This window comes from Arthrobacter monumenti (assembly GCF_054511255.1).
Genome location: NZ_JBTNCY010000007.1, coordinates 157,012 through 181,494, shown reverse-complemented (window position 1 = coordinate 181,494; position 24,483 = coordinate 157,012). Strand labels below are relative to the sequence as shown.

Annotated in this window: 24 protein-coding genes; 17 read left to right on the top strand and 7 right to left on the bottom strand. The window is 60.9% G+C overall.

Annotated elements, in window-relative coordinates:
- Positions 1-49 precede the first annotated feature (49 nt).
- The 3 genes from ACX80B_RS12175 to ACX80B_RS12165 are packed head-to-tail and all read left to right on the top strand — an operon-like array spanning position 50 to position 1,730.
- Entirely contained in the window at positions 50-850 is an 801-nt protein-coding gene (locus ACX80B_RS12175) for an alpha/beta fold hydrolase (protein WP_459296447.1), read from the top strand.
- A 2-nt stretch (positions 851-852) separates the two neighbouring features.
- Positions 853-1,308 (top strand): YchJ family protein, encoded by a 456-nt coding sequence (locus tag ACX80B_RS12170; protein WP_459296445.1) that lies wholly within the window; start codon positions 853-855, stop codon positions 1,306-1,308.
- A 53-nt stretch (positions 1,309-1,361) separates the two neighbouring features.
- Positions 1,362-1,730 (top strand): iron chaperone, encoded by a 369-nt coding sequence (locus ACX80B_RS12165; RefSeq protein WP_459296443.1) that lies wholly within the window; start codon positions 1,362-1,364, stop codon positions 1,728-1,730.
- Positions 1,731-1,739: 9 nt separating this feature from the next.
- Here the strand turns inward: ACX80B_RS12165 and ACX80B_RS12160 are convergent, their stop codons facing one another.
- Positions 1,740-2,324 (bottom strand): HhH-GPD-type base excision DNA repair protein, encoded by a 585-nt coding sequence (locus tag ACX80B_RS12160; protein ID WP_459296441.1) that lies wholly within the window; start codon positions 2,322-2,324, stop codon positions 1,740-1,742.
- A gap of 56 nt (positions 2,325-2,380) precedes the next feature.
- On the opposite strand from ACX80B_RS12160, the gene ACX80B_RS12155 reads away from it, so the two are divergent.
- The 4 genes from ACX80B_RS12155 to ACX80B_RS12140 all read left to right on the top strand — a co-directional run bounded on the left by ACX80B_RS12155 (position 2,381) and on the right by ACX80B_RS12140 (position 7,775).
- On the top strand, positions 2,381-2,980 hold the full coding sequence (locus ACX80B_RS12155; RefSeq protein WP_459296439.1) for a mismatch-specific DNA-glycosylase: 600 nt from the start codon (positions 2,381-2,383) through the stop codon (positions 2,978-2,980).
- 198 nt (positions 2,981-3,178) lie between these two features.
- On the top strand, positions 3,179-4,963 hold the full coding sequence (locus ACX80B_RS12150; protein ID WP_459296437.1) for an ABC transporter family substrate-binding protein: 1,785 nt from the start codon (positions 3,179-3,181) through the stop codon (positions 4,961-4,963).
- Between the two features lie 227 nt (positions 4,964-5,190).
- Positions 5,191-6,732, top strand: a complete 1,542-nt coding sequence (locus ACX80B_RS12145; RefSeq protein ID WP_459296435.1) for an ABC transporter permease — start codon at positions 5,191-5,193, stop codon at positions 6,730-6,732.
- Entirely contained in the window at positions 6,729-7,775 is a 1,047-nt protein-coding gene (locus ACX80B_RS12140) for an ABC transporter permease (RefSeq protein WP_459296433.1), read from the top strand. Before ACX80B_RS12145 ends, ACX80B_RS12140 begins: the two co-directional genes overlap by 4 nt.
- A gap of 10 nt (positions 7,776-7,785) precedes the next feature.
- Here ACX80B_RS12140 and ACX80B_RS12135 read toward each other — a convergent pair whose 3' ends face one another.
- Complete coding sequence (locus ACX80B_RS12135) at positions 7,786-8,415, bottom strand: PH domain-containing protein (protein ID WP_459296431.1); 630 nt, start codon at positions 8,413-8,415, stop codon at positions 7,786-7,788.
- Between the two features lie 77 nt (positions 8,416-8,492).
- On the opposite strand from ACX80B_RS12135, the gene ACX80B_RS12130 reads away from it, so the two are divergent.
- The 4 genes from ACX80B_RS12130 (at position 8,493) to ACX80B_RS12115 (ending at position 14,376) form a co-directional block, all read left to right on the top strand.
- The gene (locus tag ACX80B_RS12130) at positions 8,493-10,319 is read left to right on the top strand and encodes an ABC transporter ATP-binding protein (protein ID WP_459296429.1); all 1,827 of its coding nucleotides are present in this window, start codon (positions 8,493-8,495) and stop codon (positions 10,317-10,319) included.
- A 126-nt stretch (positions 10,320-10,445) separates the two neighbouring features.
- Positions 10,446-10,988: a hypothetical protein gene (locus ACX80B_RS12125; RefSeq protein WP_459296427.1), complete on the top strand. Its 543-nt coding sequence runs from the start codon at positions 10,446-10,448 to the stop codon at positions 10,986-10,988.
- Between the two features lie 87 nt (positions 10,989-11,075).
- Positions 11,076-13,004, top strand: a complete 1,929-nt coding sequence (gene typA, locus ACX80B_RS12120) for a translational GTPase TypA (RefSeq protein WP_459296425.1) — start codon at positions 11,076-11,078, stop codon at positions 13,002-13,004.
- 7 nt (positions 13,005-13,011) lie between these two features.
- A complete protein-coding gene (locus ACX80B_RS12115) occupies positions 13,012-14,376 on the top strand; it encodes a PIG-L family deacetylase (protein WP_459296423.1) in 1,365 nt (454 codons plus the stop codon).
- Here ACX80B_RS12115 and ACX80B_RS12110 read toward each other — a convergent pair.
- Positions 14,353-14,679, bottom strand: coding sequence for a hypothetical protein (locus ACX80B_RS12110; RefSeq protein ID WP_459296421.1), 327 nt, complete (start codon positions 14,677-14,679; stop codon positions 14,353-14,355). The two genes, ACX80B_RS12115 and ACX80B_RS12110, sit on opposite strands and share 24 nt — an antisense overlap.
- A gap of 14 nt (positions 14,680-14,693) precedes the next feature.
- Complete coding sequence (locus ACX80B_RS12105) at positions 14,694-15,188, bottom strand: ArsR/SmtB family transcription factor (RefSeq protein WP_459296419.1); 495 nt, start codon at positions 15,186-15,188, stop codon at positions 14,694-14,696.
- A gap of 67 nt (positions 15,189-15,255) precedes the next feature.
- Between ACX80B_RS12105 and ACX80B_RS12100 the strand changes: the two genes are divergently transcribed.
- Entirely contained in the window at positions 15,256-16,587 is a 1,332-nt protein-coding gene (locus ACX80B_RS12100; protein WP_459296417.1) for an MFS transporter, read from the top strand.
- 33 nt (positions 16,588-16,620) lie between these two features.
- Here ACX80B_RS12100 and ACX80B_RS12095 read toward each other — a convergent pair whose 3' ends face one another.
- Positions 16,621-17,688, bottom strand: coding sequence for a serine hydrolase domain-containing protein (locus ACX80B_RS12095; RefSeq protein WP_459296415.1), 1,068 nt, complete (start codon positions 17,686-17,688; stop codon positions 16,621-16,623).
- Positions 17,689-17,865: 177 nt separating this feature from the next.
- Here ACX80B_RS12095 and ACX80B_RS12090 point away from each other — a divergent pair, with 177 nt between their 5' ends.
- Positions 17,866-18,663 carry an SDR family oxidoreductase gene (locus ACX80B_RS12090; RefSeq protein ID WP_459296413.1) on the top strand — a complete coding sequence of 266 codons (798 nt, stop codon included), beginning with the start codon at positions 17,866-17,868 and terminating at the stop codon, positions 18,661-18,663.
- Between the two features lie 243 nt (positions 18,664-18,906).
- Complete coding sequence (locus ACX80B_RS12085; protein ID WP_459296411.1) at positions 18,907-19,707, top strand: type IV toxin-antitoxin system AbiEi family antitoxin domain-containing protein; 801 nt, start codon at positions 18,907-18,909, stop codon at positions 19,705-19,707.
- A 241-nt stretch (positions 19,708-19,948) separates the two neighbouring features.
- Here ACX80B_RS12085 and ACX80B_RS12080 read toward each other — a convergent pair whose 3' ends face one another.
- The gene (locus tag ACX80B_RS12080; protein WP_459296409.1) at positions 19,949-20,185 is read right to left on the bottom strand and encodes a putative acetyltransferase; all 237 of its coding nucleotides are present in this window, start codon (positions 20,183-20,185) and stop codon (positions 19,949-19,951) included.
- A gap of 185 nt (positions 20,186-20,370) precedes the next feature.
- Here ACX80B_RS12080 and fdxA point away from each other — a divergent pair, with 185 nt between their 5' ends.
- From fdxA to ACX80B_RS12065, 3 genes are all read left to right on the top strand, one after another.
- Positions 20,371-20,703, top strand: coding sequence for a ferredoxin (gene fdxA, locus ACX80B_RS12075; protein WP_026534406.1), 333 nt, complete (start codon positions 20,371-20,373; stop codon positions 20,701-20,703).
- A complete protein-coding gene (dapC, locus tag ACX80B_RS12070) occupies positions 20,700-21,863 on the top strand; it encodes a succinyldiaminopimelate transaminase (protein WP_459296406.1) in 1,164 nt (387 codons plus the stop codon). The genes fdxA and dapC overlap by 4 nt, the downstream gene beginning before the upstream one ends.
- Positions 21,864-21,966: 103 nt before the next feature.
- The gene (locus tag ACX80B_RS12065) at positions 21,967-23,250 is read left to right on the top strand and encodes a citrate synthase (protein WP_459296404.1); all 1,284 of its coding nucleotides are present in this window, start codon (positions 21,967-21,969) and stop codon (positions 23,248-23,250) included.
- A 182-nt stretch (positions 23,251-23,432) separates the two neighbouring features.
- On the opposite strand, the gene galE is transcribed toward ACX80B_RS12065, so the two are convergent.
- Positions 23,433-24,449: a UDP-glucose 4-epimerase GalE gene (gene galE, locus ACX80B_RS12060; RefSeq protein ID WP_459296402.1), complete on the bottom strand. Its 1,017-nt coding sequence runs from the start codon at positions 24,447-24,449 to the stop codon at positions 23,433-23,435.
- Positions 24,450-24,483: the final 34 nt, after the last annotated feature.

Sequence of the window (24,483 nt, the reverse complement as noted above, 5' to 3'; positions counted from 1 at the left end):
ACGGTGTTGAGATGGCAGTAGTGCGAATCCTCATGTGTAGGCTGGGAGGGTGGCTGCCGCTTTCTCGATCAACACTACTGAAGTGGGGGAGTCTGGCTCTCCGGTGGCTTTCCTGCACGGACTCTTCGGACAAGGGAAGAACTTTACCCAGATCGCTAAAGCGTTGCAGCCCGATTTCCGCTCCTTGCTGGTCGATCTTCCCAACCACGGGAAATCTGACTGGACCGACAGCTTCGACTATATTGAACTGGCAGATCTGATCGCCGGGAAGTTGCGTAGCGGAATTGCCGCGCAGGAACCAGTGCATCTTGTCGGGCACTCCATGGGCGGCAAAGTCGCCATGGTGGTGGCCCTGCGGCACCCGGAGTTGGTCGAGCGCCTGGTCGTCGTGGACATCTCGCCGGTATCAGGTGGATCGATGGGAGAGTTCGAACACCTGCTGAACAGTCTGGCATCGCTCCGGCTCGAGAACCTGTCGCGTCGCAAAGATGCGGACGAAGCACTTGCCGAAGCCATCCCACAGCGAACGGTACGTGGGTTTCTGCTGCAGAACCTCCGGAGCAGCGACGACGGCTTCCGCTGGCAGGCCAACCTCGAACTGCTCCGGGATGAGCTTCCCGCCATCGGAGGTTTTCCCACGCTCAACGCCGACCCGTTCGAACATCCGGTGCTCTGGGTGGCCGGGCAAAAGTCCCCATATATCAAGCCCGAGCATGCGCCGGTCATGCGTGAATTGTTTCCCCGGACTGCACAGATCACCATCAAGGATGCCAGTCACTGGGTTCATTCAGAACAGCCGGAGGTATTCGTGTCCGTGCTGCGAAACTTCCTCAAAGCGGGGGACAGCTGACGGTGCACGAAGGCGATTCCTACTTCAGAGCCGTGGCCGGCGGTGCCTTTGCCGCTGCCGGGGGAGTGCCGCGGCGGCCGTCGTCGTCTGACCCGTGTCCATGCGGCAGGGGCAGGTTCGGTGCTTGTTGCGGACCGATCCTCGAAGGTTCACCTGCTGATACCGCCGAGAATCTGATGCGCTCGCGGTACGTCGCTTTCGCCGTCGGTGATGACGATCATCTCTTCCGTACCTGGCATCCGCGCACCCGCCCGGCCGAGGCAGGCGGAGATGGAAAGATGCGCTGGACGGGGCTGCAGATCATCGATGTTGTCGCTGGAGGGGGCGACGACCTCGAGGGTGTGGTTGAGTTCGTCGCCCGGTATGAGATGCAGGACGGAGAAGTGGGGCAACTGCAAGAGCGGTCGCGCTTTACCCGCCGCGCCGGCCGTTGGGTGTATCTCGACGCCGAAGGCTGAGGCCCGCTGGTTCGGCCATGGCTCTTTTCCGCCGCCGGTGGCAAACTGGCCGCATGGTGGACAAACCCTCGACGGTCGACGAGTATCTCGATGCGTTCCCCGGTACCGCACAGGCACTGCTGCGGCAGTTGCGTGAGATTAGCCGCGCCGGCGCTCGCAATGCGGTCGAAGGACTTAAATGGGGGAGCCCGGCCTATTCCCTGGAGTCGATCCTCTTCGTTTTCAGCGGCCATAAGCGCCATGCGAATTTCGTGTTCACCCCAAGCACCCGCGAAGCTTTCGCCAATGAACTAACGGCCTTCAAGACGGGCAAGGGCTCGGTCCAGTTGCTATACACAGAGCCCGTGCCCTCCGAACTCCTCGGCAGGATGATCCAGTACAGGCTCAAGGAGTTCGAAGTCGACGGGGTCAAGTGGATGTAGCCACGGCGATTAGCCGCTGGTGTCCGCTTTCGCCTTTGCCTTCTGTTCCTTCTTGTAAGTACGCACCTTCAACAAGCTCTCATCATCGGTGACATCGGCAATCGACATGTGCACGTCGTCGTTCCCGTACGTTCCGGCTGCTTCCCGCCAACCGGCTGCATCAAGATCAAGTTGTTTACCGAGCAGGGCCAGGAAGATCTTCGCCTTCTGGTCGCCGAAGCCAGGCAGCGCCTTGAGCCTGGTAAGTATTTGCTTGCCGTCCGGGTCGCCCTCGGTCCACAGCTTTGTCGTATCGCCCTCGTAGTCAGCGGCAATGCTCCCGGCGAGGTTTTGGACACGCTTGGCCATCGACGAGGGAAAACGGTGCACGGCAGGTTTCTCCGCGAAGACTGCGATCAGTTCATCGGGGTCCATTGCCGCGATCTGTCCCGGATCGACGTCCCCGAGCCGTTCCTTGATCTTGACCGGTCCGGAGAATGCAACCTCCATCGGAATCTGCTGATCCAGCAGCATTCCGACGAGCAGGGCGAAGGGGTTTTCAGCAAGCAGACGGTCGGCGGCTTCATCACCGGCGAGATGGAGTGTATATGGCATGCGTCTTATCGTCTCAGAACTGCACGGATGGGTCGATATCTGGATACGATCACAGCATGGGCTTCAGCCGCACTGAACTTGAGTCGTTCCGTGACAAGACCGTTCCGGATCTCTTGCCTGCTGGCTTGCGGCTGCTGTTCATCGGTATTAATCCCGGGCTTTGGACGGCGGCAACGGGAGCGCATTTCGCCCGTCCGGGCAACCGGTTCTACCCCGCTTTGTACCGCGCGGGCATAACCGACTTCCAAATAAATCCCTCTGCCGGTTACACCCGGGCAGACATCGCCCAGTTGGTGGATCACGGGATTGGCATCAGTAATATCTGCCCCCGCGCGACAGCCCGGGCCGATGAATTGACCAAAGACGAACTCCGCAGTGGTGCCGCAAGGCTTTCTGCGCTCGTCGAGAACCGCCGGCCTGCCGTGGTGGCGGTATTGGGAATCACCGCTTTCCGGGTGGCCTTCGAACAGCCGAAGGCTTCCTTGGGGCGGCAGGAGAGTCCTTGGGAGGGCGTGGAACTTCATGTGGCGCCTAACCCGAGCGGGCTTAACGCCCATTCAGGGCTCGACGATCTGGCTCGGTCCTATCGCTCCATAGCCGCGGCAGCATCCGTAGTGGCAGCGGCGTCCTGGGCAGTTTCGAGCGAAACCAGATAACGGGCACGGTGCCTGATAGGCATATTAGGTTGCATCTCGATAACAACCACGCGGGGAGTCACCATTACAAACGTGTGGACGATGATTTTGGTTTAGGCTCATTGAATGTGAGACAGGCCACTTGCCGTTCGGGTAGGGGCTGTCGGTTCATCGCGGAATAGCGTTGAGCTACATCCACACCAATAAATAGGAGGCGGAATGCGTTTCGGACGTACTTCCAAAGTAGTGGGGGCAGCGGCTATCGCGGCACTCGCACTGAGCGCCTGCGCCAGCACCGAGGGTGGCGGCGAAGGTGACGGCACTGGTGGCTCGACCCAGGCATCAGGGGGCGGCGCAATAACTGTCGCCGAGGTAAATGGCTTTTCATCGTTTAATGCCAACAGCGCTACCGGCAACGTCGATATCAACGGCAAAATTTGGTACATGACGCATGGTAGCTTCAACTACATCACGAATGACTTGAAAGTGGTGCCGAGAGAAGGATTCGGCAGCTACGAGAAGCTTTCCGATGATCCATTGACCGTCAAATACACCATTAATGACGACGTCAAGTGGTCCGACGGAAATCCCATCGACGCCGGAGACCTGCTGCTAGCCTGGGCTGTCCAGTCCGGACATTTCGATGACGCCACCACCAACGATGCTGGTGATGTTACTTCGGGCAACACTTACTTCGCCTATGCCGGGACCACCACCGGACTAGGCCTGACGGATGTGCCGGAAATTGGTGACGATGGCCGTTCCATCACGATGACGTACTCAAAGCCGTACGCTGACTGGGAGATTGCTTACGACGTCGGACTTCCTGCCCACGTTGTAGCCGAAGGCGCTGGCCTCGCTGACGAGCAGGCGCTGGCGGATCTCATTATGAGCGCCCCTGAAGGCGATCCGGAAAATCCGCAGGAGCGGCCAGAGCTGAAAAAGGTTGCCGAGTACTGGAACACAGCCTTCGACACCACATCCCTGCCTTCCAACCCGGGACTCTATCTCTCCAGCGGTCCCTTTGTTACTGACAGCATGGTGGCCGATCAGTCGATGACGCTGGTTCGCAACGAGGAATACACTTGGGGCCCTGAGCCGAAGGTGGACGAAATCGTTGTCCGTTACATTCCGGAGGCACCGGCCCAGGTCCAGGCGCTGCAGAACGGTGAGGTCGACATCATCGCGCCGCAGCCGTCCGCAGATACTCTCCAGTCGCTGGAAGCAATGAACGGTATCCAGATGCTAACTGGTAACCAGCTCTCCTTCGACCACATTGACCTGAACTACTCAGGCGTTTTCAAGGATGTCGATGTCCGCAAGGCATTCATGAACACGATCCCGCGTGACGCGATCGTCGATGCAACAGTGAAGCAGATCAACCCTGACGCTGCTCCGCGTGACTCGCACATCTTTGATATGGGAACCGATGGCTACGAAGCTGCTGTCCCTGTCAACGGCTCTGAGGACTGGCAGCAGGTCGACATTGAGAAAGCCAAGGAACTGCTCGACGGTAAAACTCCGACGGTCCGGATCATGTACAACGCTGATAACCCGAACCGGGTTGACGCCTACACCCTGATCGCTGAAAGTGCCGAACAGGCCGGCTTCAAGGTGGTCGACGGCGGTCTGCCGAACGCAGAGTGGGGCGCAGCCCTTGGTAACGGAACCTATGACGCCACCATCTTCGGCTGGATTAGTGAAGGGGTAGGGGTCAGCGGTGTGCCGCAGCTCTATGGCTGTGACTCAGCGTCCAACTTCAGCGGCTTCTGCAATGAGGAAGCACAGAAGGCAATGGATGAGCTCATCGTAACGATCGATCCGGAGCGCCAGCAGGAGCTGCAGATCATCGTTGACACGAAGCTCTTCGAAACCGGCTATGGTCTTCCGCTCTTCCAGGGTCCTGGAATACAGGCGGCTGACGAGCGGATCGGAGGATTCGAATACATGTCGAACCAGACCGGTGTCTTCTGGAACTTCTGGGAATGGTCCATCAAGGAGTAATCCGAAGTGAGACAAATCCTGTGACGTTCTAGTCCTGGTCAGCTGGAGGCGCTGGGACCGCGATACGTGGTCCCAGCGCTTTCTAGTGTCCGGAAACTAATTCTATTTCTTTGCATAAATTCAGTGATTGGGAGATCCCAAATTTCCACTGAACGTTAGGTGCATTACACTTTTTGCGACAACGCCGGGTGATATCCCGGAACCTTAACATTGAGGTTTTTAACACTATGGTGACCTACATTGTCCGGCGGTTAGTAACCGCCGTACTCATCCTGTTGGCAGCATCGTTCATCGTGTATCTTCTGACAGCGGCGTCAGGCGATCCTTTGGCGCAGTTCCGACAGAGCAATCTTCCTAACAAGGAACAACTCATACAGCAGCGCATCCAGCTGCTGGATCTTAATGTCCCGGCCCCGCTTCGCTACTTTGAATGGCTCGGTGGAGCGGCCGGATGCCTCGTGCCGTTCGCCGCCACCTGTGACCTGGGTCAGAGCGTCGAGGGCATCGCCGTCACAACCCTGTTGGCGCGGGCTATGGGCCAGACCATCCTTCTGGTAACCGCGGCCACGGTACTCGCTGTCCTCATCGGAATTGCACTTGGCATTATCACCGCCCTTCGGCAGTACAGCGGACTTGACTACGGTGTCACTTTCATGGCATTCCTGTTTTTCTCGTTGCCGATTTTCTGGGTTGCCGTGTTGTTGAAAGAATATGGAGCCATCGGCTTTAATAACTTCCTAAATGAACCAAATATCACCGTTTCGTCCGTCATTATTATCGGTCTGGTCGGCGCTTTCACTTGTTATCTCATAGCGAATGGAAGTGTGAAACGTAAGTTCGTTGGAGCCGCGATGGGATTTGCTATCTCTGCCGGCCTCGTCTGGTTTTTGGACGCGACAGGTTGGTTCCTGACTCCTGGGTTCGGCGCCGTTGGGGTGGCCATTCTAGGCGTCGCCGCCGCCTATGGCGTCACGATGCTGACCTCGGGATTGAGGAACCGGAAAGCGCTGTACTCAGCTTTGATCACAGTCGGACTTGGACTGGTGGCGTATTTCGCCATTCAGCCGCTGCTCGACCTGGCAACGCCATTGATGATATTCCTGCTGGCCATCGCCGCCGTGCTCGTAGGCGCCATCGTCGGGTTCCTCATGGGAGGGTACGACCGCAGGCAGAGTATGAATGCCGCCGGCCTGACGGCCTTCCTGATGGGCTTTGTCATTCTCCTCGACCGGTTCATGCAGGCTTGGCCGGAGTACTTCAATAACAGCCGCATCAGAGGGCGTCCTATTGCCACCATCGGCTCCTCCACGCCGAACCTGGAAGGCAACTTCTGGATCGCGGGCTTGGACACCTATACCCACCTGCTGTTGCCAACAATTGCTCTCATGCTGATTTCGTTGGCGAGCTACAGTCGATATTCCAGGGCTTCCATGCTGGAAATCATGAATCAGGACTACATCCGCACAGCCAGGGCGAAGGGTCTGACCGAACGCACCGTAGTGATGCGCCACGCATTCCGAAATGCATTGATTCCATTGGCGACACTGGTTGCCTTTGATATTGGTGCACTCATCGGTGGAGCAATTATCACCGAGTCCGTCTTCGCCTTCAGCGGTATGGGACAGCTGTTTATCCAGGCATTGAACGCCAGCGACCCCAACCCCGTGATGGGTGTCTTCCTGATCACCGGAATTCTGGCGCTGGTCTTCAACTTAGTGGCTGACCTCGTCTATTCCGTGTTGGATCCACGAGTAAGGGTGAAAGCATGAGTACGTCAACAGAGAATACAAATCCAGGAACGACAGATCCCGGAGCTCAGGGCCTAAGCCAGGGCCAGCTGGTCCGCAAGCGCTTCTTCGGACATACTGCCGCAGTCATCAGCATGGTCGTTTTTGCGGGCATCGTGATACTGGCCTTCACCTCCATCGGCTATGCAGGCATTCCAGGCTGGTACCAGTACAACTATATTCAGACGCCGCCTCTGCAGGGCCGGGGTGAGCCGACGTGGGAGTTTCCCTTCGCCTTCGGCGATCATCCCTTTGGCCAGGACCGCATTGGCCGGGATTATTTTGCCATGACCATGCGCGGTGCGCAGCTGTCATTGATCATTATGTTCATCATCGGATTCCTCGGTGGGATCTTGGGAGTGATCATCGGCGGAGTCTCCGGGTACTTCCGTGGCTGGGTCGAGGCCGTCCTGATGCGACTGACCGACACGATTATCGTCATTCCGCTGGTCATTCTTGCAGCGGTACTGGGCAGTATCGGCGCCCAGATAACCAGTGGGGGCGGCATTGTCGACACCCTCTTCGGCGGCAGCGCAGGAGTAGTCCTGTTGGGCGTGTTTGTCGGACTGGTCATCTGGACTGGGCTCGCGCGACTTGTCCGTGGAGAATTCCTCAGCTTACGCGAACGCGAATTTGTGGATGCTGCCCGGATTGCCGGAGCATCAGATACCCGAATCATCTTCAAGCACATCCTGCCTAATGCAGTAGGCGTCATTATCGTCAACACAACGCTGGTGATGGCTTCAGCGATCTTGTTGGAGACCGCGTTGTCTTACCTTGGGTTGGGCGTGCAGTCACCGGATGTTTCACTCGGGAAGTTGATCAGTGATAACCAGCAGGCGTTCACAACCCGGCCATGGCTCTTCTGGTGGCCCGGGCTCTTCATCGTCGGGATTTGTTTGACCATCAACTTCATCGGTGATGGACTCCGGGATGCCTTCGATCCCCGCCAGAAGAAATTCAACGCCAAGAAGGCCAAGGACACGACCGATACATCGGCCGCGCACCGTGGCGGAGGAGCCTAAGGTGCGGCTCTCAAACCGAGGCGAACGCCAGGAAGCAGCTGGCGATGAGCAGGGACGCGCAACCGATATGGATCCAATGGATCGACTTGATCACCGGAATCGTTTCCGTAGCGTCGACGTCGAGCCGCCCCGTTTCAGCGAGCATCGCCCACCGGCTGCGGACATAAAAAGCGGCGGTGCCCGAATCGGTATTCCGCAAGTCTCCTGGCCGTATCGACTCTGCGGCGCCATAGGTGGTTGCCGGCAGCCCCTGGACATGTTCAGGTTTTCCTCTGTGCGTTCCCCAGACGCCCGGTGCTGGGGCCGCCCAGGCGGTGTAGCGTCCGCGGGTTGTTATGAGGGTCAAGGCAAACTTGGTGTCCACGTTGATCAAGGCGCTCCACGGCACGGTGATACTGCGCATCAGGTTATGGACGGTGACGGCGTCGTCGTCAATCTGTACCGAGGGGTACCAGAAGACCCACCAGCCGAAGTATGCCAAGGCGAGCAAGGGCCAGGCAGTCAGGAGTCCGTCCACGCCATTGACCACGACGGCGGCTACAAGGCCAATGGCCAGCAGTGTCCAAGTGATGCCGGCGAACCACTTAGCGGTGCGCGGTTTGAACACGATAGTGTCACTTGCACTTTTCGAAGACTCCATACACAGATAGTTTCAGGATTCCGGACCAGTTCACCAATCAAAGAGGTCCGCATGTCCGGTCGGAAGGAAAATAAGTCATGACCGATGGCATCATCGAAATTTCGGATTCAGAAGAACCAGGCCGGGACGAGGACAGGACGCCGGTACTGGAGGTAACGAACCTGAGTGTCGACTATGGCGTTGACAAAGAGTGGGTGCCTGCGGCCATTGACCTGAATTACAACGTCAGGGCCGGTGAGGTACTGGCGATTGTCGGCGAATCCGGTTCGGGCAAGAGCGCCAGTTCCATGGCACTGTTGGGCCTTCTGCCGGACAACAGCCGGACAACGGGCAGCGTTAAGCTGAACGGCAGGGAGATCCTGGGGCTCAGCGGCAATAAGCTCCGGCAGATCCGAGGCAGCGACGTTGCCGTGATTTTCCAGGAGCCGATGACGGCGATGAACCCCGTCTACACGGTCGGCTTCCAGATTGTGGAAACACTTCGGCTGCACAACGCCATTTCACCGGACCAAGCAAAAGAACGCGCGTTGAAGATGTTGGAGCTGGTGGAACTGCCGGATCCCGAAAAGGCCTTCAAATCCTATCCGCACCAGCTCTCCGGCGGTCAGCGTCAACGTGCCATGATCGCTCAGTCATTGTCATGTGATCCGAAACTGCTGATCGCGGACGAGCCGACTACGGCGCTGGATGTCACTGTTCAGGCGGAAATCCTGGACTTGATGCGAAACCTGCGGAACAAGCTCGACAGTGCCATCGTGCTGATTACGCACGACATGGGAGTTGTGGCCGACCTTTCGGACAAGATTGCCGTCATGCGCAAGGGCAGGATTGTAGAGTCCGGGCCGGCCGAGAAGATCTTCCATAATCCCCAGCACGAATACACGCAGCAGCTTCTGGCCGCGGTTCCGCACCTGGGCCAAACGGCCGAAGGCGGGGAAATCGACGTTACGGCTGCACTGGCCGCGGCGACCCATGCGGAGCTGAAAGGCGTCGACCACGAGGAGCTGGAGCGCCGCGAACGCGAGAACCAGAAGCAGCTGGAGGAATGGCAGGCCCATACCACCCAGGGGCAGGGTGATCCGGTGCTGGAACTGAAAGATGTTGCCATCGAGTATCCGAAGCAGGGCCGGGTTCCCGCCTTCCGTGCTGTGGAGGGTGCCAACCTGTCTATCTACCCGGGCGAGGTACTCGGCCTGGTCGGCGAATCCGGGTCGGGCAAGACGACTATCGGCCGCGCCGCCGTCGGGCTCCTGCCGGTCGCAGAAGGTTCGCTCAGGGTGACGGGACAGGAAATTTCCCACGCGAAACGGAAGCAGCTGTTTGCGCTGCGCCGGAACGTCGGCATGGTTTTCCAGGATCCCTCATCGTCCCTGAACCCGCGGCTCCCATTGGGGGAGAGCATCGGCGAACCGATGTTCCTCGCCAAGGTGGCCAAAGGTGCTGAGCTGCAAAAGAAAATCGAGACGCTGCTGGACCAGGTGGAGCTTCCGCGGTCCTACCGGAACCGGTATCCGCATGAGCTCTCGGGCGGCCAGAAGCAGCGTGTTGGTATCGCGAGGGCGCTGTCACTGGAGCCGAAGCTGCTGGTGGCGGATGAGCCGACGTCGGCCTTGGATGTTTCGGTGCAGGCGACTGTTCTCGACTTGTTGAAGGGTCTGCAGCAGGAACTCGGCTTCGCCTGCCTGTTCGTTACCCACGACCTTGCCGTCGTCGACCTGATGTCTGACCGCATCTGCGTCATGCGCCGCGGCCGCATCGTCGAACAAGGAACACGCGACCAGATCCTGCGCAACCCGCAGGATCCCTATACGCAGCGTCTGTTGGCGGCGGTCCCGTTGCCGAATCCGGAGAAACAGCGCGAGCGGCGCGAACTGCGTACTCAGCTGCTCGCGGCGGGAGACTAACGCGGATAGACGAGAACCCAGTGGTCCAGAGGGACCCGCTGAGGATGCCAGAACGCCCTGTCCGGACCGAATCCCGGACAGGGCGTTCTGATTTAATAGGTGCATTGACGACGAAGGAGCCCGGACATGGTCCGAACAATGAATGTTGAAGCGCTGGAGAACGGCACCGGCAGGAAATGGACCGAAATCGAGGAGTATCTCGCCACTATTGGTGCTGACCGGCTTACGCACAAGGAGATCGCCCGGAAACTGAACGACGACGGCATTGTGACGGGCTGGTGGGCGCAGTCCGTGACAGTGGCATATGAGCAGATGACCGGCCGGCGGATTCCCGGTCAGGACTGCAACGGGGAATTCAGCGTCTCCGTCAGCAGGACTCTAAACGGCACTATGGACGAGGCCTTGCAGAAGTGGCAGGAGCATGTGGAAGGTGCGGAATCGTTTTCGGCAATAGATATCAGCCGTGGACCGGATATGAACTCCACGGAGAAGTGGCGCTACTGGCGGTGTGGACTGACCGACGGATCCCGGGTGAATGTGAACATCCACCAAAAATCCGAGGGCAAAGCGGCGCTCAGCATCCAACACGAGCGGCTTGAATCGACCGAACAAATCGAACACTGGCGGACGTTTTGGAAGGACTACATCAAGGATCTTCAGTCCGCTTAGTTAGGTGATAGACCCGCTGGCGGCTAAAATGGAATGTCTGCCCGGAAACAGGGCACGCCCCACCACATTGAATTGAGTCTTTTACGCATGTCTGAAACTACAGTCGACAACTCCGCAATGACGGCGCTGCGCAGCGATCTTCGCAACGTCGCCATCGTTGCACACGTTGACCACGGTAAGACCACTCTGGTCGATGCCATGTTAAAGCAAACGCACTCCTTCGCTGAACACGGAGAAGTTGCGGACCGCGTGATGGACACCGGCGACCTTGAGCGCGAAAAAGGCATCACTATTCTGGCGAAGAACACTACCGTCACCTACAGCGGGCCAGCCTCCGACGAGGAAAAAGTCACGATCAATGTGATCGACACCCCCGGCCACGCCGACTTCGGTGGCGAAGTGGAGCGCGGATTGTCCATGGTCGACGGCGTTGTACTGCTGGTCGACGCCTCCGAAGGTCCGCTGCCGCAGACGCGCTTCGTACTCCGCAAGGCGCTCGCCGCCAAGCTCCCCGTCATTCTCGTGGTCAATAAGACCGACCGCCCGGACTCCCGGATCGAGGAAGTCGTCAGCGAGTCCATGGACCTGCTGTTGGGCCTCGCCAGTGACCTCTCCGAGGACTATCCGGAACTGGATCTGGACTCCGTCCTCGACGTTCCTGTTGTCTACGCCGCCGCCAAGGTCGGTGCAGCATCCCTGGAGCAGCCCGCCGATGGAAATGCTCCCGAGAACAAGGACCTCGAGCCGCTGTTCAAGACGATCATCGACCACATCCCGGCGCCGCGCTACGATCCCAATGGCGTCCTGCAGGCCCATGTGACGAACCTTGACGCTTCGCCCTTCCTCGGCCGCCTGGCTCTGTTGCGCGTCCGCAATGGCACCTTGAAGAAGGGCCAGACCGTGGCCTGGGCGCGTCAGGACGGCCAGCTCAAGAACGTCCGTATCACCGAGTTGCTCGCCACCAAGGCGCTGGACCGCGTTCCCGCCGAATCGGCCGGACCGGGTGACATTGTCGCCGTCGCCGGTATCCCCGACATCACCATCGGTGAGACCCTGACCGACGTCGACAACCCGCAGCCACTGCCGCTGATCACCGTGGACGACCCGGCCATCTCGATGACGATCGGCATCAACACCTCACCGTTGGCCGGCAAGGTCAAGGGCGCAAAGGTCACTGCCCGGCAGGTCAAGGACCGCTTGGATAAGGAACTGGTCGGTAACGTCTCACTGAAAGTTCTGCCGACAGAGCGTCCCGACGCCTGGGAGGTGCAGGGCCGCGGCGAGCTGGCGCTGGCCATCCTTGTCGAGCAGATGCGGCGCGAAGGCTTCGAACTCACCGTCGGCAAGCCGCAGGTGGTCACCCGCAACATCGACGGCAAGATTCACGAGCCGATGGAGCACATGACTATCGACACGCCCGAGGAGTACCTCGGCGCCATCACTCAGCTGCTGGCCGCCCGCAAGGGCCGGATGACCAGCATGGCCAACCACGGCACCGGCTGGGTCCGGATGGAGTTCATCGTCCCCGCCCGTGGCCTGATCGGTTTCCGTACTCAGTTCATGACCGACACCCGCGGTGCTGGCATCGCCTTCTCGTACTCCGAAGGATTCGAGCCGTGGGCCGGTCCGATCGAGTTCCGCACCAACGGTTCGCTCGTAGCCGACCGGGTAGGTGTGGTCACGCCATTTGCGATGATCAACCTGCAGGAACGCGGCAGCTTCTTTGTCGAGCCGACCTCCGAGGTCTACGAAGGCCAGATCGTCGGCGAGAACTCGCGTGCGGACGACATGGACATCAACATCACCAAGGAAAAGAAGCTCACCAATATGCGTGCCGCTTCCTCGGATTCCTTCGAGAACCTGACCCCGCCGCGCAAACTCACGCTGGAGGAATCGCTCGAATTCGCCCGCGAAGACGAGTGCGTCGAGGTCACGCCTGAGTCGATCCGTATCCGTAAGGTCACGCTCAACGCCAACGAGCGCCTGCGCGTGGCTCGAGGCCGCGCCAAGGCATAATGACCGTATGAGTAGACACCCGGAAGCCGGCCAGACCGACGCACAAACCGGGTTGCTGCCTTCGTTCGCCCGGCATTTCCCGGGCGAACGGCCGCGGATGCTGTTCGTCCACGCCCATCCCGACGACGAATCAATCGCCACCGGGGCGACGATGGCTGGCTACGCGGCCGCAGGTGCCGACGTCGTCCTGTTGACGTGCACGCGCGGGGAAATGGGCGAGGTCATTCCGGAAGAGCTTCGCCATCTCGAGGCTGGTAATCCGGCCTGCCGCGACAACGGTGAGGCTCTCGCGGAACTCCGCACCGCTGAACTGGCCGAGGCGGTCGCGGCGCTCGGTATATCCCGCCAGGTGTTCCTCGGAAACGGCGATGCGCTGGCAGTTGGCCCGCCACCGGTGCGGTACCGCGATTCGGGTATGGTATGGGGCGAATCCGGCCGGGCTGAAGCCGGGGAAAGCATCGATCCGGGTGCCTTCGTTGCGGCGGACCTGGATTCTGCGGCGGCCAACGCCGCTCACCTGATCAGCACCTTCCAGCCGCACGCCGTCATTACCTATGACGACGACGGTGGTTACGGCCATCCCGACCATATCCGCACCCACGATCTGACCCATACTGCGTTGACAGCCGCAGCGGATCGTTGGAGCGTCCCCTGGGTCTATTCGATCCACAGCGATTGGGAAGGTGCGACGCCGGCTGGCCGGCGCCCGCAGGTGACCATCAGCGGGGATCTTGAACGTAAGCGCGCCGCCATGCGTGCGCATCAGACGCAGATTGTCATTGATGATGGACAATTCGCGCTCTCGAACGGGATCTGGCAACCTCTGCTGGCGGCGGAGATTTTCCTGCTTGAAGACAGGTCGTTGATCCGGGGCGGAACCGGGCCGGCGGACGGGAAACCGATGGAATCAACAAACGTGCTGTCGTCGCACACCGTGGACGGGAAACCGGCGAAGCGGAGCCTGAACAACAAGCCTTCGACTCTTGCCGGGATCGGTGGTTCGCTGATTGCGGCCCTGATCGCCACTGTTTTCGGGACCGCCCTGCACGGACAGATCCTGTATCTTCCGTGGGTCGCGCTACCGTGGGGCGCCTTGGCTGCTCTGCTTTTGGTCGGCTGCGTCGCGACCGTCGCCGGCCTCTGGGCCCGGAACGTCTGGATGACCGTTCTGACAGGCATCGTCACTTACGTCCTTGTGGGCCTGGTCTCCACTGGCTCCAGGATTATCGTCGCCGACTTCGCCCAGGGAATTGTGCTGCCTGTCGCGGTGGCCGGAATTATCTGGATAGTTGGTATAGCGGTAGCGACCATCGTGGCCGCGGTTGTCTGCCTCCGGTCATTGAAAGCCTCAGGCTTCCGGACGCCATCCTGACTCATCCTGGATCCAGGTTTCCACCCGCGTACTGCCGGCAGCGTCGGTGAAACGGACCTGGCCCTTTGCCGCCGTGATTGAAATTACTGATACATCGCGGTCCTGCCTGCGGGCCCTGGCGGCATCCCTCAAGCTGGTGGCGAGGTGTGCCTGAAGTTCCAGACGGTGGCGAACGCCGCTGGTGTCGCCCTCCGTGCCGGGAATGATCCTGGGGGAGGGGTCGGGCGGGACATCGGTCCAACCGCCACGCGAGCCGTCGTCGTCATCTTTGGGGACGTCGTCGTTCCTGCCGTCGTCATTCATCTGGCCGGTGCGCCTTATTCGGCGGAGCGGTCGCGGTGGTGCGCGAGCATGATCGAGGTGGGGATACCGTCTGCGTCGGCAGGGATTTGCGCGTACTCCTGAAGCAGCGCCTGGATCCGGTCCATCATTTCCCTGCGGTGCTCGTCGTTCAGTTTCAGGCCGAGCCGGGCGACCTCGATTTCCGAGGGGGCCAGTCCGTCAATCTCCTGCAGGAATGTTTCGACCAGCACCGGAGCGACATTTTCGACTGGGGTCCCCCAGGAAAGTCCGGTGGCCCGGTAAGGCACCTCCTTGGCGCCGCGGTTGCCTTTGCGTTGTTCCTCGGCCTCGAGGAAGCCGGTACCGAGCAGGGTCCGAACATGGTGCAGGGCGGTTGCGGGATTCAGCTCCAGCTTCTCGGCGATTTCCTTGTTCGTGCGCGATTGATGCAGGCAGAGCCGCAGGATTCTCAGCCGGACGGGGGAACTGAGCGCGCGGCCCTTGGCCAGAAGATCCTCATCGGTAGGCATACCGAAATTGTACGTCACCAGCGCGTTGTGATTGACAGAAACCAATCGCTCGGTGAGACTAAGCCGCATGACAACCGACGCGGTCGAGGCGCCGCCCTCGCTCCTGCGGGACCGGAACTTCCTGAATTTCTGGTCGGCACAGACGATCAGCCAGCTCGGCGCGCAACTGGGCCAGCTGGCCTTCCCGGTGCTGGCGGTGAGCCTGCTCGGGGCGTCCGCATTCCAGGTCGGAGCATTGAATGCGAGTGCGACGGCGGCGTTCCTGTTGGTGGGGCTGCCCGCGGGGGCGTGGGTGGACCGCTGGATCAAGCGCCGGGTGATGATCGCGGCCGACCTGCTGCGGGTACTGGCGATGAGCGCCGTTCCATTGCTGTGGTGGGCGGACGTCCTGGTTATCTGGCACCTTTACATTGTGGCCGGCGTCGTCGGCATCGCGACCGTGTTCTTCGACGTCTCCTACCAAAGCATCGTTCCTATCCTGGTCCGCCGCGAGCAGGTTCCGGACGCAAACTCCAAGCTGGAATCAACCGCCCAGCTGGCACGGATGGGCGGTCCGGCGCTCGGCGGCGGCCTGCTGCAGATAATCAGCGTGCCGTTGCTGTTCGTGTTCGAATCCCTCGGCTACCTCTGGTCGGCCATCTTCCTGTGGCGGACGCGGGATCACGAAGAACCGCACCGCATAGAAGACCGGCGGCCGCTGAGGACGGAGATTGCTGAAGGGCTGCGCTTCGTCTGGAAGCATCCGCTGATTAACAGGATCGTGGCCTGCACGGCAGCAACCAACTTCTTCTCGATACTGACCTTCACGCTCCTGCCCATTCTGGTGCTCCGGGAACTGGACCTCGGCGCGGCCGGGCTGGGAATCGCCATGTCGGTAGGTTCCGCCGGAGGGCTTTTGGGCGCGGTCGCGACACCGTGGATCGCCAGACGGATCGGGGAAGGAACGGTGATCCCCCTTGCCGCATTGGTTGGTGCAGCCTTCGGTGTTTTGATCCCGTTGAGCGCGCTTGCCGGCAGTGACTGGCTGGCGCTGACCATCCTGATTGCTGCCGAGTTTGGGTTCTCCTTCAGCGTCCTGGCGTACAACATCATGCAGGTGAGCATGCGCCAGCGCGTCTGTCCGCCACGTTTGCTGGGCCGGATGAACGCCTCCATCCGGTTCCTGGTCTGGGGCATCATGCCGATCGGGGCGCTGCTGGCCGGCTACCTCGGCGGGGCGATTGGCATTGTGCCGACCATGTGGATCAGCGTCGCCGGCGGTTTCCTCGCCGCGGCGCCCGTCTTCTTCTCGCCCCTGCTGGGTATGAAGACCCTGCCGGACAGTTACGAAGCGGAAGCCGGGCCGTCGTCGTCAGAACACTCGTCCTCCGAATCGGCATCGGACGCTACCGGGCGATGATCGCATCGATGGCCTCCGAATCGCCCTCCGAGGCTACGGGAGGATAATTGCGTCGATGGCCTTGACTGGTTCCCAAGCGCCGTTTTCGGAATTCGCGACGACGGCGAGGGTTGTGTCCCGCTCCGGGTAGTACCTGACGATGGCGCTCACCCCGGTGTTGACGCCGTCCTTGTAGAAGGAGCGGATGCTGCCATCAGAGCGGATTTCGAATTCGAGCCCGAAGCTGAAGTGGATCGCGCCGCCGTCGTTCCTGTCATGGTGCTTGACCTGCGGGGTGAGGAAGGCGGTGCTCAGCCCGGGCGAGAGCAGAACGCCGCCGCGGACAGCCGCCAGGAAACGGACAAGGTCCGATGCTGTGACGTGCGCGCCACCGTCGGGGGATCCGATCGGCGGGTAACTGTAGATGTTCTGCCGCCAGCCGTCGTCGGAAACCGGTTCCCAACCCTCCGCTACGTCCGGCACCGCTTCACGCATGTCGAAGAAGCCTGAGTCGTGCATTCCTGCACGGCCGAAGACCTGTTCGCGGACGTAGTCGCGGTAGCCTTGGCCGGTCACCGACTCCAACGCCAGGCCGGCAAGGATGTAGCCGACATTGCAGTACCGGCAGCCATTTCCCGGTGCGAAATTGCGTGGCTTGTGCACGAATTGCGGCAGGAAGTCCGCCGTTTCGGTAACCGAATAGTTCGGCCGCTCCACCCACAGCGCCTCATACGACTCGTCCGCCTCTTCATCCGCATCGTCCGCAATGCCCGAGGTGTGCGTGAGGAGATGGCGGATCGTGACATCCTCGGAGATCTGCGTTCCGGACAGATGCACGAGCTCGGTGATCCGCGAATCCAGGCTCAGCCTGCCGGCGTCGACCTGTTGCAATACGGCCACCGAGGTGAACAGTTTGGTGACTGATGCGACGTCGAAGCGCATGCTCGTCTTGACGGGGATGTTCCACCGCCTGGACGCCACACCGCACGCCTGCTCGAACAGCACCTCGTTCCCCTGGGCCAGATGCACGACGCCGGAGAACCGGTCCCCGGCCGCGGCCCGGCTGAGGACGGCTTCCACCGCGCCGATATCGATCGTCCGCTCCGCATTCGTCTCCGGCATGAGTCAACTGTAGGCGCATGGACGGTTCCGGCGACGGACTGCGTGCTGCCTCCTCTCAATACCTCCGGGAAGGTTGATTCGTTGCCTCATATAGATACCTCCGTTTAGCTGATGCGGATGATGCTGCTGTCAACGCGTGCTATTGCGCCCGGACAGGGCAGCTCGCAGAATGGGCCCATGACCTTTACCCCGCGCACCGCAATTGTCACCGGATCCGACTCAGGCATAGGGCGCGCCACCGCGGTCGCGTTGGCCAAAGCCGGAATGGACGTCGGCATCACCTGGCATGAGGACGAGGCAGGCGCTGAAGCGACGGCGGAGGAGGTCCGCTCGCATGGCCGCCGGGCGGTGGTCGAACACCTCGACGCGACCGACGTGCCGGGCTGCGGCGATGTTGTCGACAAGCTCATCGGCCAGCTGGACGGGCTGGACGTCTTCGTCAACAATGCCGGCACGGGGATCAACAGCCTCGTGCTGGATACGACCTATGAGGACTGGCGGCGGACTGTCCTGACCGACCTCGACGGCGCGTTTGTATGCCTGCAACGGGCGGCACAGCACATGGTCGACGTCGGGAATGGCGGGCGGCTAATTGCCGTCACCAGTGTGCACGAGCACCAGCCGCGGGTGGGTGCCGGCGCGTATGACGCTGCGAAGCACGGGCTGGGCGGACTGATCAAGACGATGGCGATTGAGCTGGGCCAGTATGGAATTACCGCCAATGCGGTCGCTCCGGGCGAGATTGCGACGCCGATGACGGGCCAGACGGATGAGGACCCGCGGGAAAAGCACCGCCCTGGCGTTCCGCTGGGCCGTCCGGGTGACGCACACGAAATTGCCTCCGTCATCGCCTTCCTGGCCTCGGAAGCATCCAGCTATGTGACCGGAGCGTCCTGGGCGGTCGACGGCGGGATGTTGCAGATGGGTCCGCAAGGCGGTTCGCACATCACAGGCGATGATTGGCGCCAAGGGTAGGTAGGCAGGCCAGGCCGCGTCAGGGTTGAGGGCAGGGCAGGTCCAGACGGGACAGGTTCCGGCCGCGCCAGCTGGTCCGGGTTCCTTTCAGCCCATTCCGTATGCAGCCGCACTGGGCAGGAACTGACTGCGCCCGCTTTGCTGCACGGAAGAGTGGGCTGGGCGACGGGCTTGTCCTCGACGGTTATCCACATTTCAGTAACTTGACACCCAGTGCCGCTCGGCGCACTGGATCATCGATGTATGACTTCAGCAGTGAGCGCTCTGCAATGGGTAGGTGGAATCGCTCGTCTTTCTGATCTGGAAGAGGAAGGCGTCGGGCCGGGCCAGCTTCGCAGGGCTATAGCCGACCAACAGGTGAATCGTCTAACCAGAGGTGTCTATGCGCTCCCGGATGCTGATCCCTTGCTGGTCCGGATTTACTCGGCCAAGGCCCGCCCGGCCTGTGTAACTGCAGCCGCGGTTAACGGCCTTTGGACGCTGCATCAGCCGTCGCGGCCACATGTGGCGGTCAACCTTGGCAGGCCTCTCCCGGAGTTCGAGGTGCACCGGCACAGCGGAAAGTTGACTCTTTTGGAAGTTGTCGTTCAGTGCATGCGCTGTCTGCCGGAAGTGGACGCTTTGGTAATAGCAGAGTCGGCTGTGGTTCTGCAGCGGGTCCAACTGCAGATACTACGGGAACGCTTGTCTGGCCGAAGCGATGTAAGGCTGAAACGGATCAGCGATCAAATCGATCCACAGTCGGAATCGGTCATTGAAACTGTCGCCAGGTATCGGCTCCGGGAGGCAGGCCTGAACGTCCAGGCGCAAGTGAGCATGCGCGGAGTCGGCCGGCTCGACCTTTTCATCGACGGAGTGCTCGGTCTCGAGGTTGATGGGGCGGAATTTCACAGTTCCCGCCAGTCCTACCGGGAGGATCGCCGTCGTTGGAACGTGCTGACCCGCAACGGCGTGCCGGTGTTGCGGGTAACTTATGAACTGGTCGTTTATGAACCGCAACAGTTCATCTCCCTGGTTCAGGAAACACTGCGCAACATTCCCTAAGTTTCCGCGCGACGGGCATATGGCCGAGAACGGGCCTCCACGCCAAACGGGCAACCACGCCAAACGGACCTCCACGCCAAACGGGCAACCATCCCGAGCGGACCTCTTCACTCAGCCCATTCCGGGTGCAACCACTGTGGGCAGAAACGGTTCGTGCCCATTCTTGATGGCTGACGGATGGGCTGGGGCAACGGACGGTAGGCCCCATCGGCCCGTACGAGCCTGCGGAGAGACTGAACGCTCAACCCCGCCGTCCGGAACGGCGTGGCGGCGGAGGCGGAACCTGTTTGGCGGCCTGGACCTGCTCAAGCCCAATCACCACGTCGCCGGTGCGCGTCTGCACCGAGCAATCAGTGTCCGTGACATCGGTCAGGTAGCCGAGTGCGTCGGTTAAGCCTTCCGCTATCCGGTAGCGGACCACAACCCGGCTGCCGAGAGGTATGTTTTGGAGCTTGTTCGCGGCAGGTGGCAGAGTCACAGTTACATGGTAGCTACAGGCAGGTCTGTGGAAGCGACGTGCACCGGGGGATCCCAATCCTGCATAGCGCAATCCATGCCTGCAGCAGCCCATGCCGCACATCACCCCGCCCCGGTAGGTGGAGACCGGGGTCGTGGGGGATAATGGATAGTGGCCAATCACGGATTCTAGAGAAAGGTCGGGACGTGACGTACGTAATCGCGCAGCCCTGCGTGGATGTTAAGGACAAGGCATGCATCGAAGAATGCCCGGTGGACTGCATCTATGAAGGCGAACGCTCGCTGTACATCCATCCCGACGAGTGCGTCGATTGCGGCGCCTGTGAACCGGTCTGTCCCGTTGAGGCGATCTACTACGAGGACGACACGCCCGAGCAGTGGGCCGAATACTACAAGGCCAATGTCGAATTCTTCGACGACATCGGTTCTCCCGGCGGCGCGGCCAAGCTGGGCAACACGCATACGGACCACCCGATCATTTCCGTCCTTCCCCCGCAGAACCAAGACGTCCAGCTGTGACGGAAACCGCCCGGACAGGTTTTGGCCTCAGCCTGCCTGACTATCCGTGGAACGCCATGGCGCCCTACGTGGAGCAGGCGTCCAACCATACGGACGGCGCGGTTAACCTTTCCATCGGAACCCCGGTCGATCCGACGCCGGAGGTAGTCCAGCGAGCACTCGCGGCCGCAGCCAACGCCCCCGGCTATCCCACCACCCAGGGTGCTGACGCCCTGCGGGAAGCCGTAGCCAACTGGTTCGCCCGACGCCGCGGAGTTCCGGATCTCGATCCTGCCGCCGTAATGCCAACCATTGGTTCCAAGGAACTGGTGGCGTGGCTGCCTATACTGCTCGGGCTTGGCGCGGGAGACGTCGTCGTCCGGCCCACCGTTGCCTATCCAACCTACGACGTCGGTGCGCTCCTTGCGTCCGCAACTCCCGTCGCTGCCGACAACCTGGATGAACTCGACGACGATACCCGTTCCCGGGTGCGGCTCGTCTGGATCAATTCACCGGCCAACCCGACAGGGATCGTCCGGAGCAAAGTCGAACTGGCCACCGTCGTCGAACAGGCCCGGGCCGTTGGAGCGGTTGTCGCCTCCGATGAATGCTACGCCGAACTGGGCTGGGGGACCTGGGACAGCAGCCGCGGTGGGGAACCCGTTCCAAGCATCCTGGACCCCGCTGTCGCGGGCGGTTCACACCAGCACCTGCTCTCGGTCTACTCGCTCAGCAAACAGTCCAACGTCGCAGGGTACCGGGCCGCATTCACCGCCGGCGACCCGCAACTGATCGCCAACCTGATCAACAGCCGCAAACACGCCGGCATGATTGTGCCGTTCCCGGTCCAGGAAGCCATGCGCGCCGGGCTCGACGACGACGCCCATGTCGAAGCCCAGAAGGACCTGTACCGTTCGCGGCGCGAGCGACTGCTGCCCGCACTGCGCGGTGCCAGCGTCCACGTGGAACATTCCGAGGCCGGGCTCTACCTCTGGGGAACCGCCGGTGAGGACACCTGGACCACGGTGGGACGGTTCGCCGAAGCCGGGATCGTCGTCGGACCCGGGACTTTTTACGGTGAGGCAGGCGCCGGATACATCCGCGTGGCTCTGACCGGTACGGACGAACGGATCGATGCGGCGGTTCAGCGTTTGCAGTCCGTCCCTGTTACATCTGATTAGTGATCGGGGCAACCACGCGGTAGCGTTTTAGCTGAGTATGCGCATATTCGTTCCCGTCGAGGGATGGATGCAAAGTTCAACGAAACCTCACGAGGGGACCTAAATGACTGAGCAAAGTGGCGCCAGCCTTAAGTACGACGGCGGTCAGCTTGACCTCCCGCGTGTGAAGGCGGCCGAAGGGAACGACGGATACGACGTATCCAAGTTGCTCAAGGAAACCGGATCGGTCACCTTCGACCCCGGATTCATGAACACCGCCGCAACCAGTTCCGCCATTACCTACATCGATGGTGAGGCCGGTATCCTCCGGTACCGCGGCTATCCGATCGACCAGCTGGCCGAGCACTCCAGCTTCCTTGAGGTCTCGTACCTGTTGATTTACGGAAACCTTCCGAGTGACACCGAACTGGCGGCATTCGACGAGCGGATCCGCCGGCACACCTTGCTGCACGAGGACCTGAAGGGTTTCTTCGGCGGCTTTCCGCGGGATGCGCACCCAATGCCGGTGCTGTCGTCCGCAGTTTCGGCACTGTCGACGTTCTACCAGGATTCACTCGACCCGTTCGACGACGAGCAGGTTGAACTTTCCACCTTCCGTCTGCTGGCGAAGCTGCCGGTAATCGCGGCCTACGCGCACAAGAAGTCGATGGGCCAGCCGATGCTGTACCCGGACAACTCCATGAACCTGGTGGAAAACTTCATGCGGCTCTCCTTCGGCCTGCCGGCCGAGCCGTACGAGATGGATCCCACCATGGTCAAGGCACTCGACCTGCTGTTGATCCTGCACGCGGACCACGAACAGAACTGCTCGACATCCACCGTCCGTCTGGTGGGCAGTTCGAATGCGAACATGTTTGCGTCGATTTCCGCCGGCATCAACGCGCTCTTCGGGCCGCTGCACGGCGGCGCGAATGAGGCCGTCCTGAACATGCTCCGCGATATCAAGGCCGAAGGCACCGAGCCGGAGGACTTCATGGAGAAGGTCAAGAACAAGGAAGCGGGTGTGAAGCTGATGGGCTTCGGACACCGCGTCTACAAGAATTACGATCCGCGCGCGAAAATCGTCAAGGAAACCGCTCACGACATTCTGTCGAAACTGGGCGGAAACGACGAACTACTGGACATCGCCATGCGGCTCGAGGACAAGGCCCTCGCGGATGATTACTTCATCGAACGCAAGCTGTACCCGAACGTCGACTTCTACACCGGCCTGATCTATAAGGCCATGGGTTTCCCGGAGAAGATGTTCACCGTACTGTTCGCTATTGGACGCCTGCCCGGTTGGATCGCCCAGTGGCGCGAGATGATGCAGGATCCGCAGACGAAGATCGGCCGTCCCCGCCAGCTGTACACAGGCGAGACCCAGCGGAACTATCCCGCCCGCTGACCTCCTTATAGGTAAACACTCCCCGTTGTGACATTTGACCCTGTACGCGCAGGTCGAAAAGTCACATCGGGGAGCGCATTCGTTTAATGGGGCGGCGGACGTCGATTGGTGCGCGACCCCTTAATGGGGTGCGCGCGCGTAAATGGAGACGCCCAGCCTTACGCCCCGACAGACGCCCCGCCTTACGCCCCGTCGTACCCGTTGGGATTGTTCTTCTGCCAGCGCCAGTGATCCTCGCACATCTGATCGAGGGTCCGGTCGGCCGACCAGCTCAGGTCCGCAAGTGCGGCGGACGGGTCGGCATAGCTGACTGCGGCATCGCCGGGCCGGCGTCCGGCAATCTCGTTCGGCAGCGGATGACCGACCGCCCGTTCGAACGCGGAGAGAACCTCCAGTACCGACGAGCCCTTCCCGGTTCCGAGGTTCCAACGGTGGACGCCGGGATGTTCGGGGAGGTAGTTCAGCGCCAGCAGGTGACCCACGGCGAGGTCGACGACGTGAATGTAGTCGCGGATGCAGGTTCCGTCCGGCGTCGGATAGTCATTACCGAAGATCATTAGTTTCTCCCGGCGCCTGACGGCAACCTGGGCGATGAACGGCAGCAGATTGTTCGGGATACCTTGCGGGTCCTCTCCGATCCGGCCTGATTCATGCGCACCTACAGGATTGAAGTAACGCAGCAGGGCAACCGACCATCGTGGATCGGCGGCCGCAACGTCCGTGAGGATGTCCTCGATCTGTTCCTTGGTCCGCCCGTAGGGGTTCGTGGCGTTCAGCTGCATCTTCTCGACCAAGGGAACTTCCTCGGATGCCCCATACACCGTGGCGGAGGAGCTGAACACTATCGAGCGGACGTCATGTGATTCCATCACGCGCAGCAGCGACAGCGTCCCTGCCACGTTGTTGTGGTAGTAGTGCAGCGGCTCGGAAACGGATTCTCCCACCGCTTTGAGACCGGCAAAGTGGATGACGGCGTCGATCCGGGACTGGCCGAATACCGCGCTCAGGGCGGGCTCGTCCAGGAGGTCCAGCTGGTGGAAGGTCAGTTGTTTTCCTGCGAGCTCTTCCACGCGGCGCAGCGATTCGCGGCTGGAGTTGGACAAGTTGTCCACCACGACGACGTCATGGCCCGCCTCGAGCAGCTCCAAGGTTGTATGTGAGCCAATGTATCCACTGCCGCCGGTAACCAGAATCCTCATACCGCCAGCTTATTTCACCGCGGCAGCCTGACTG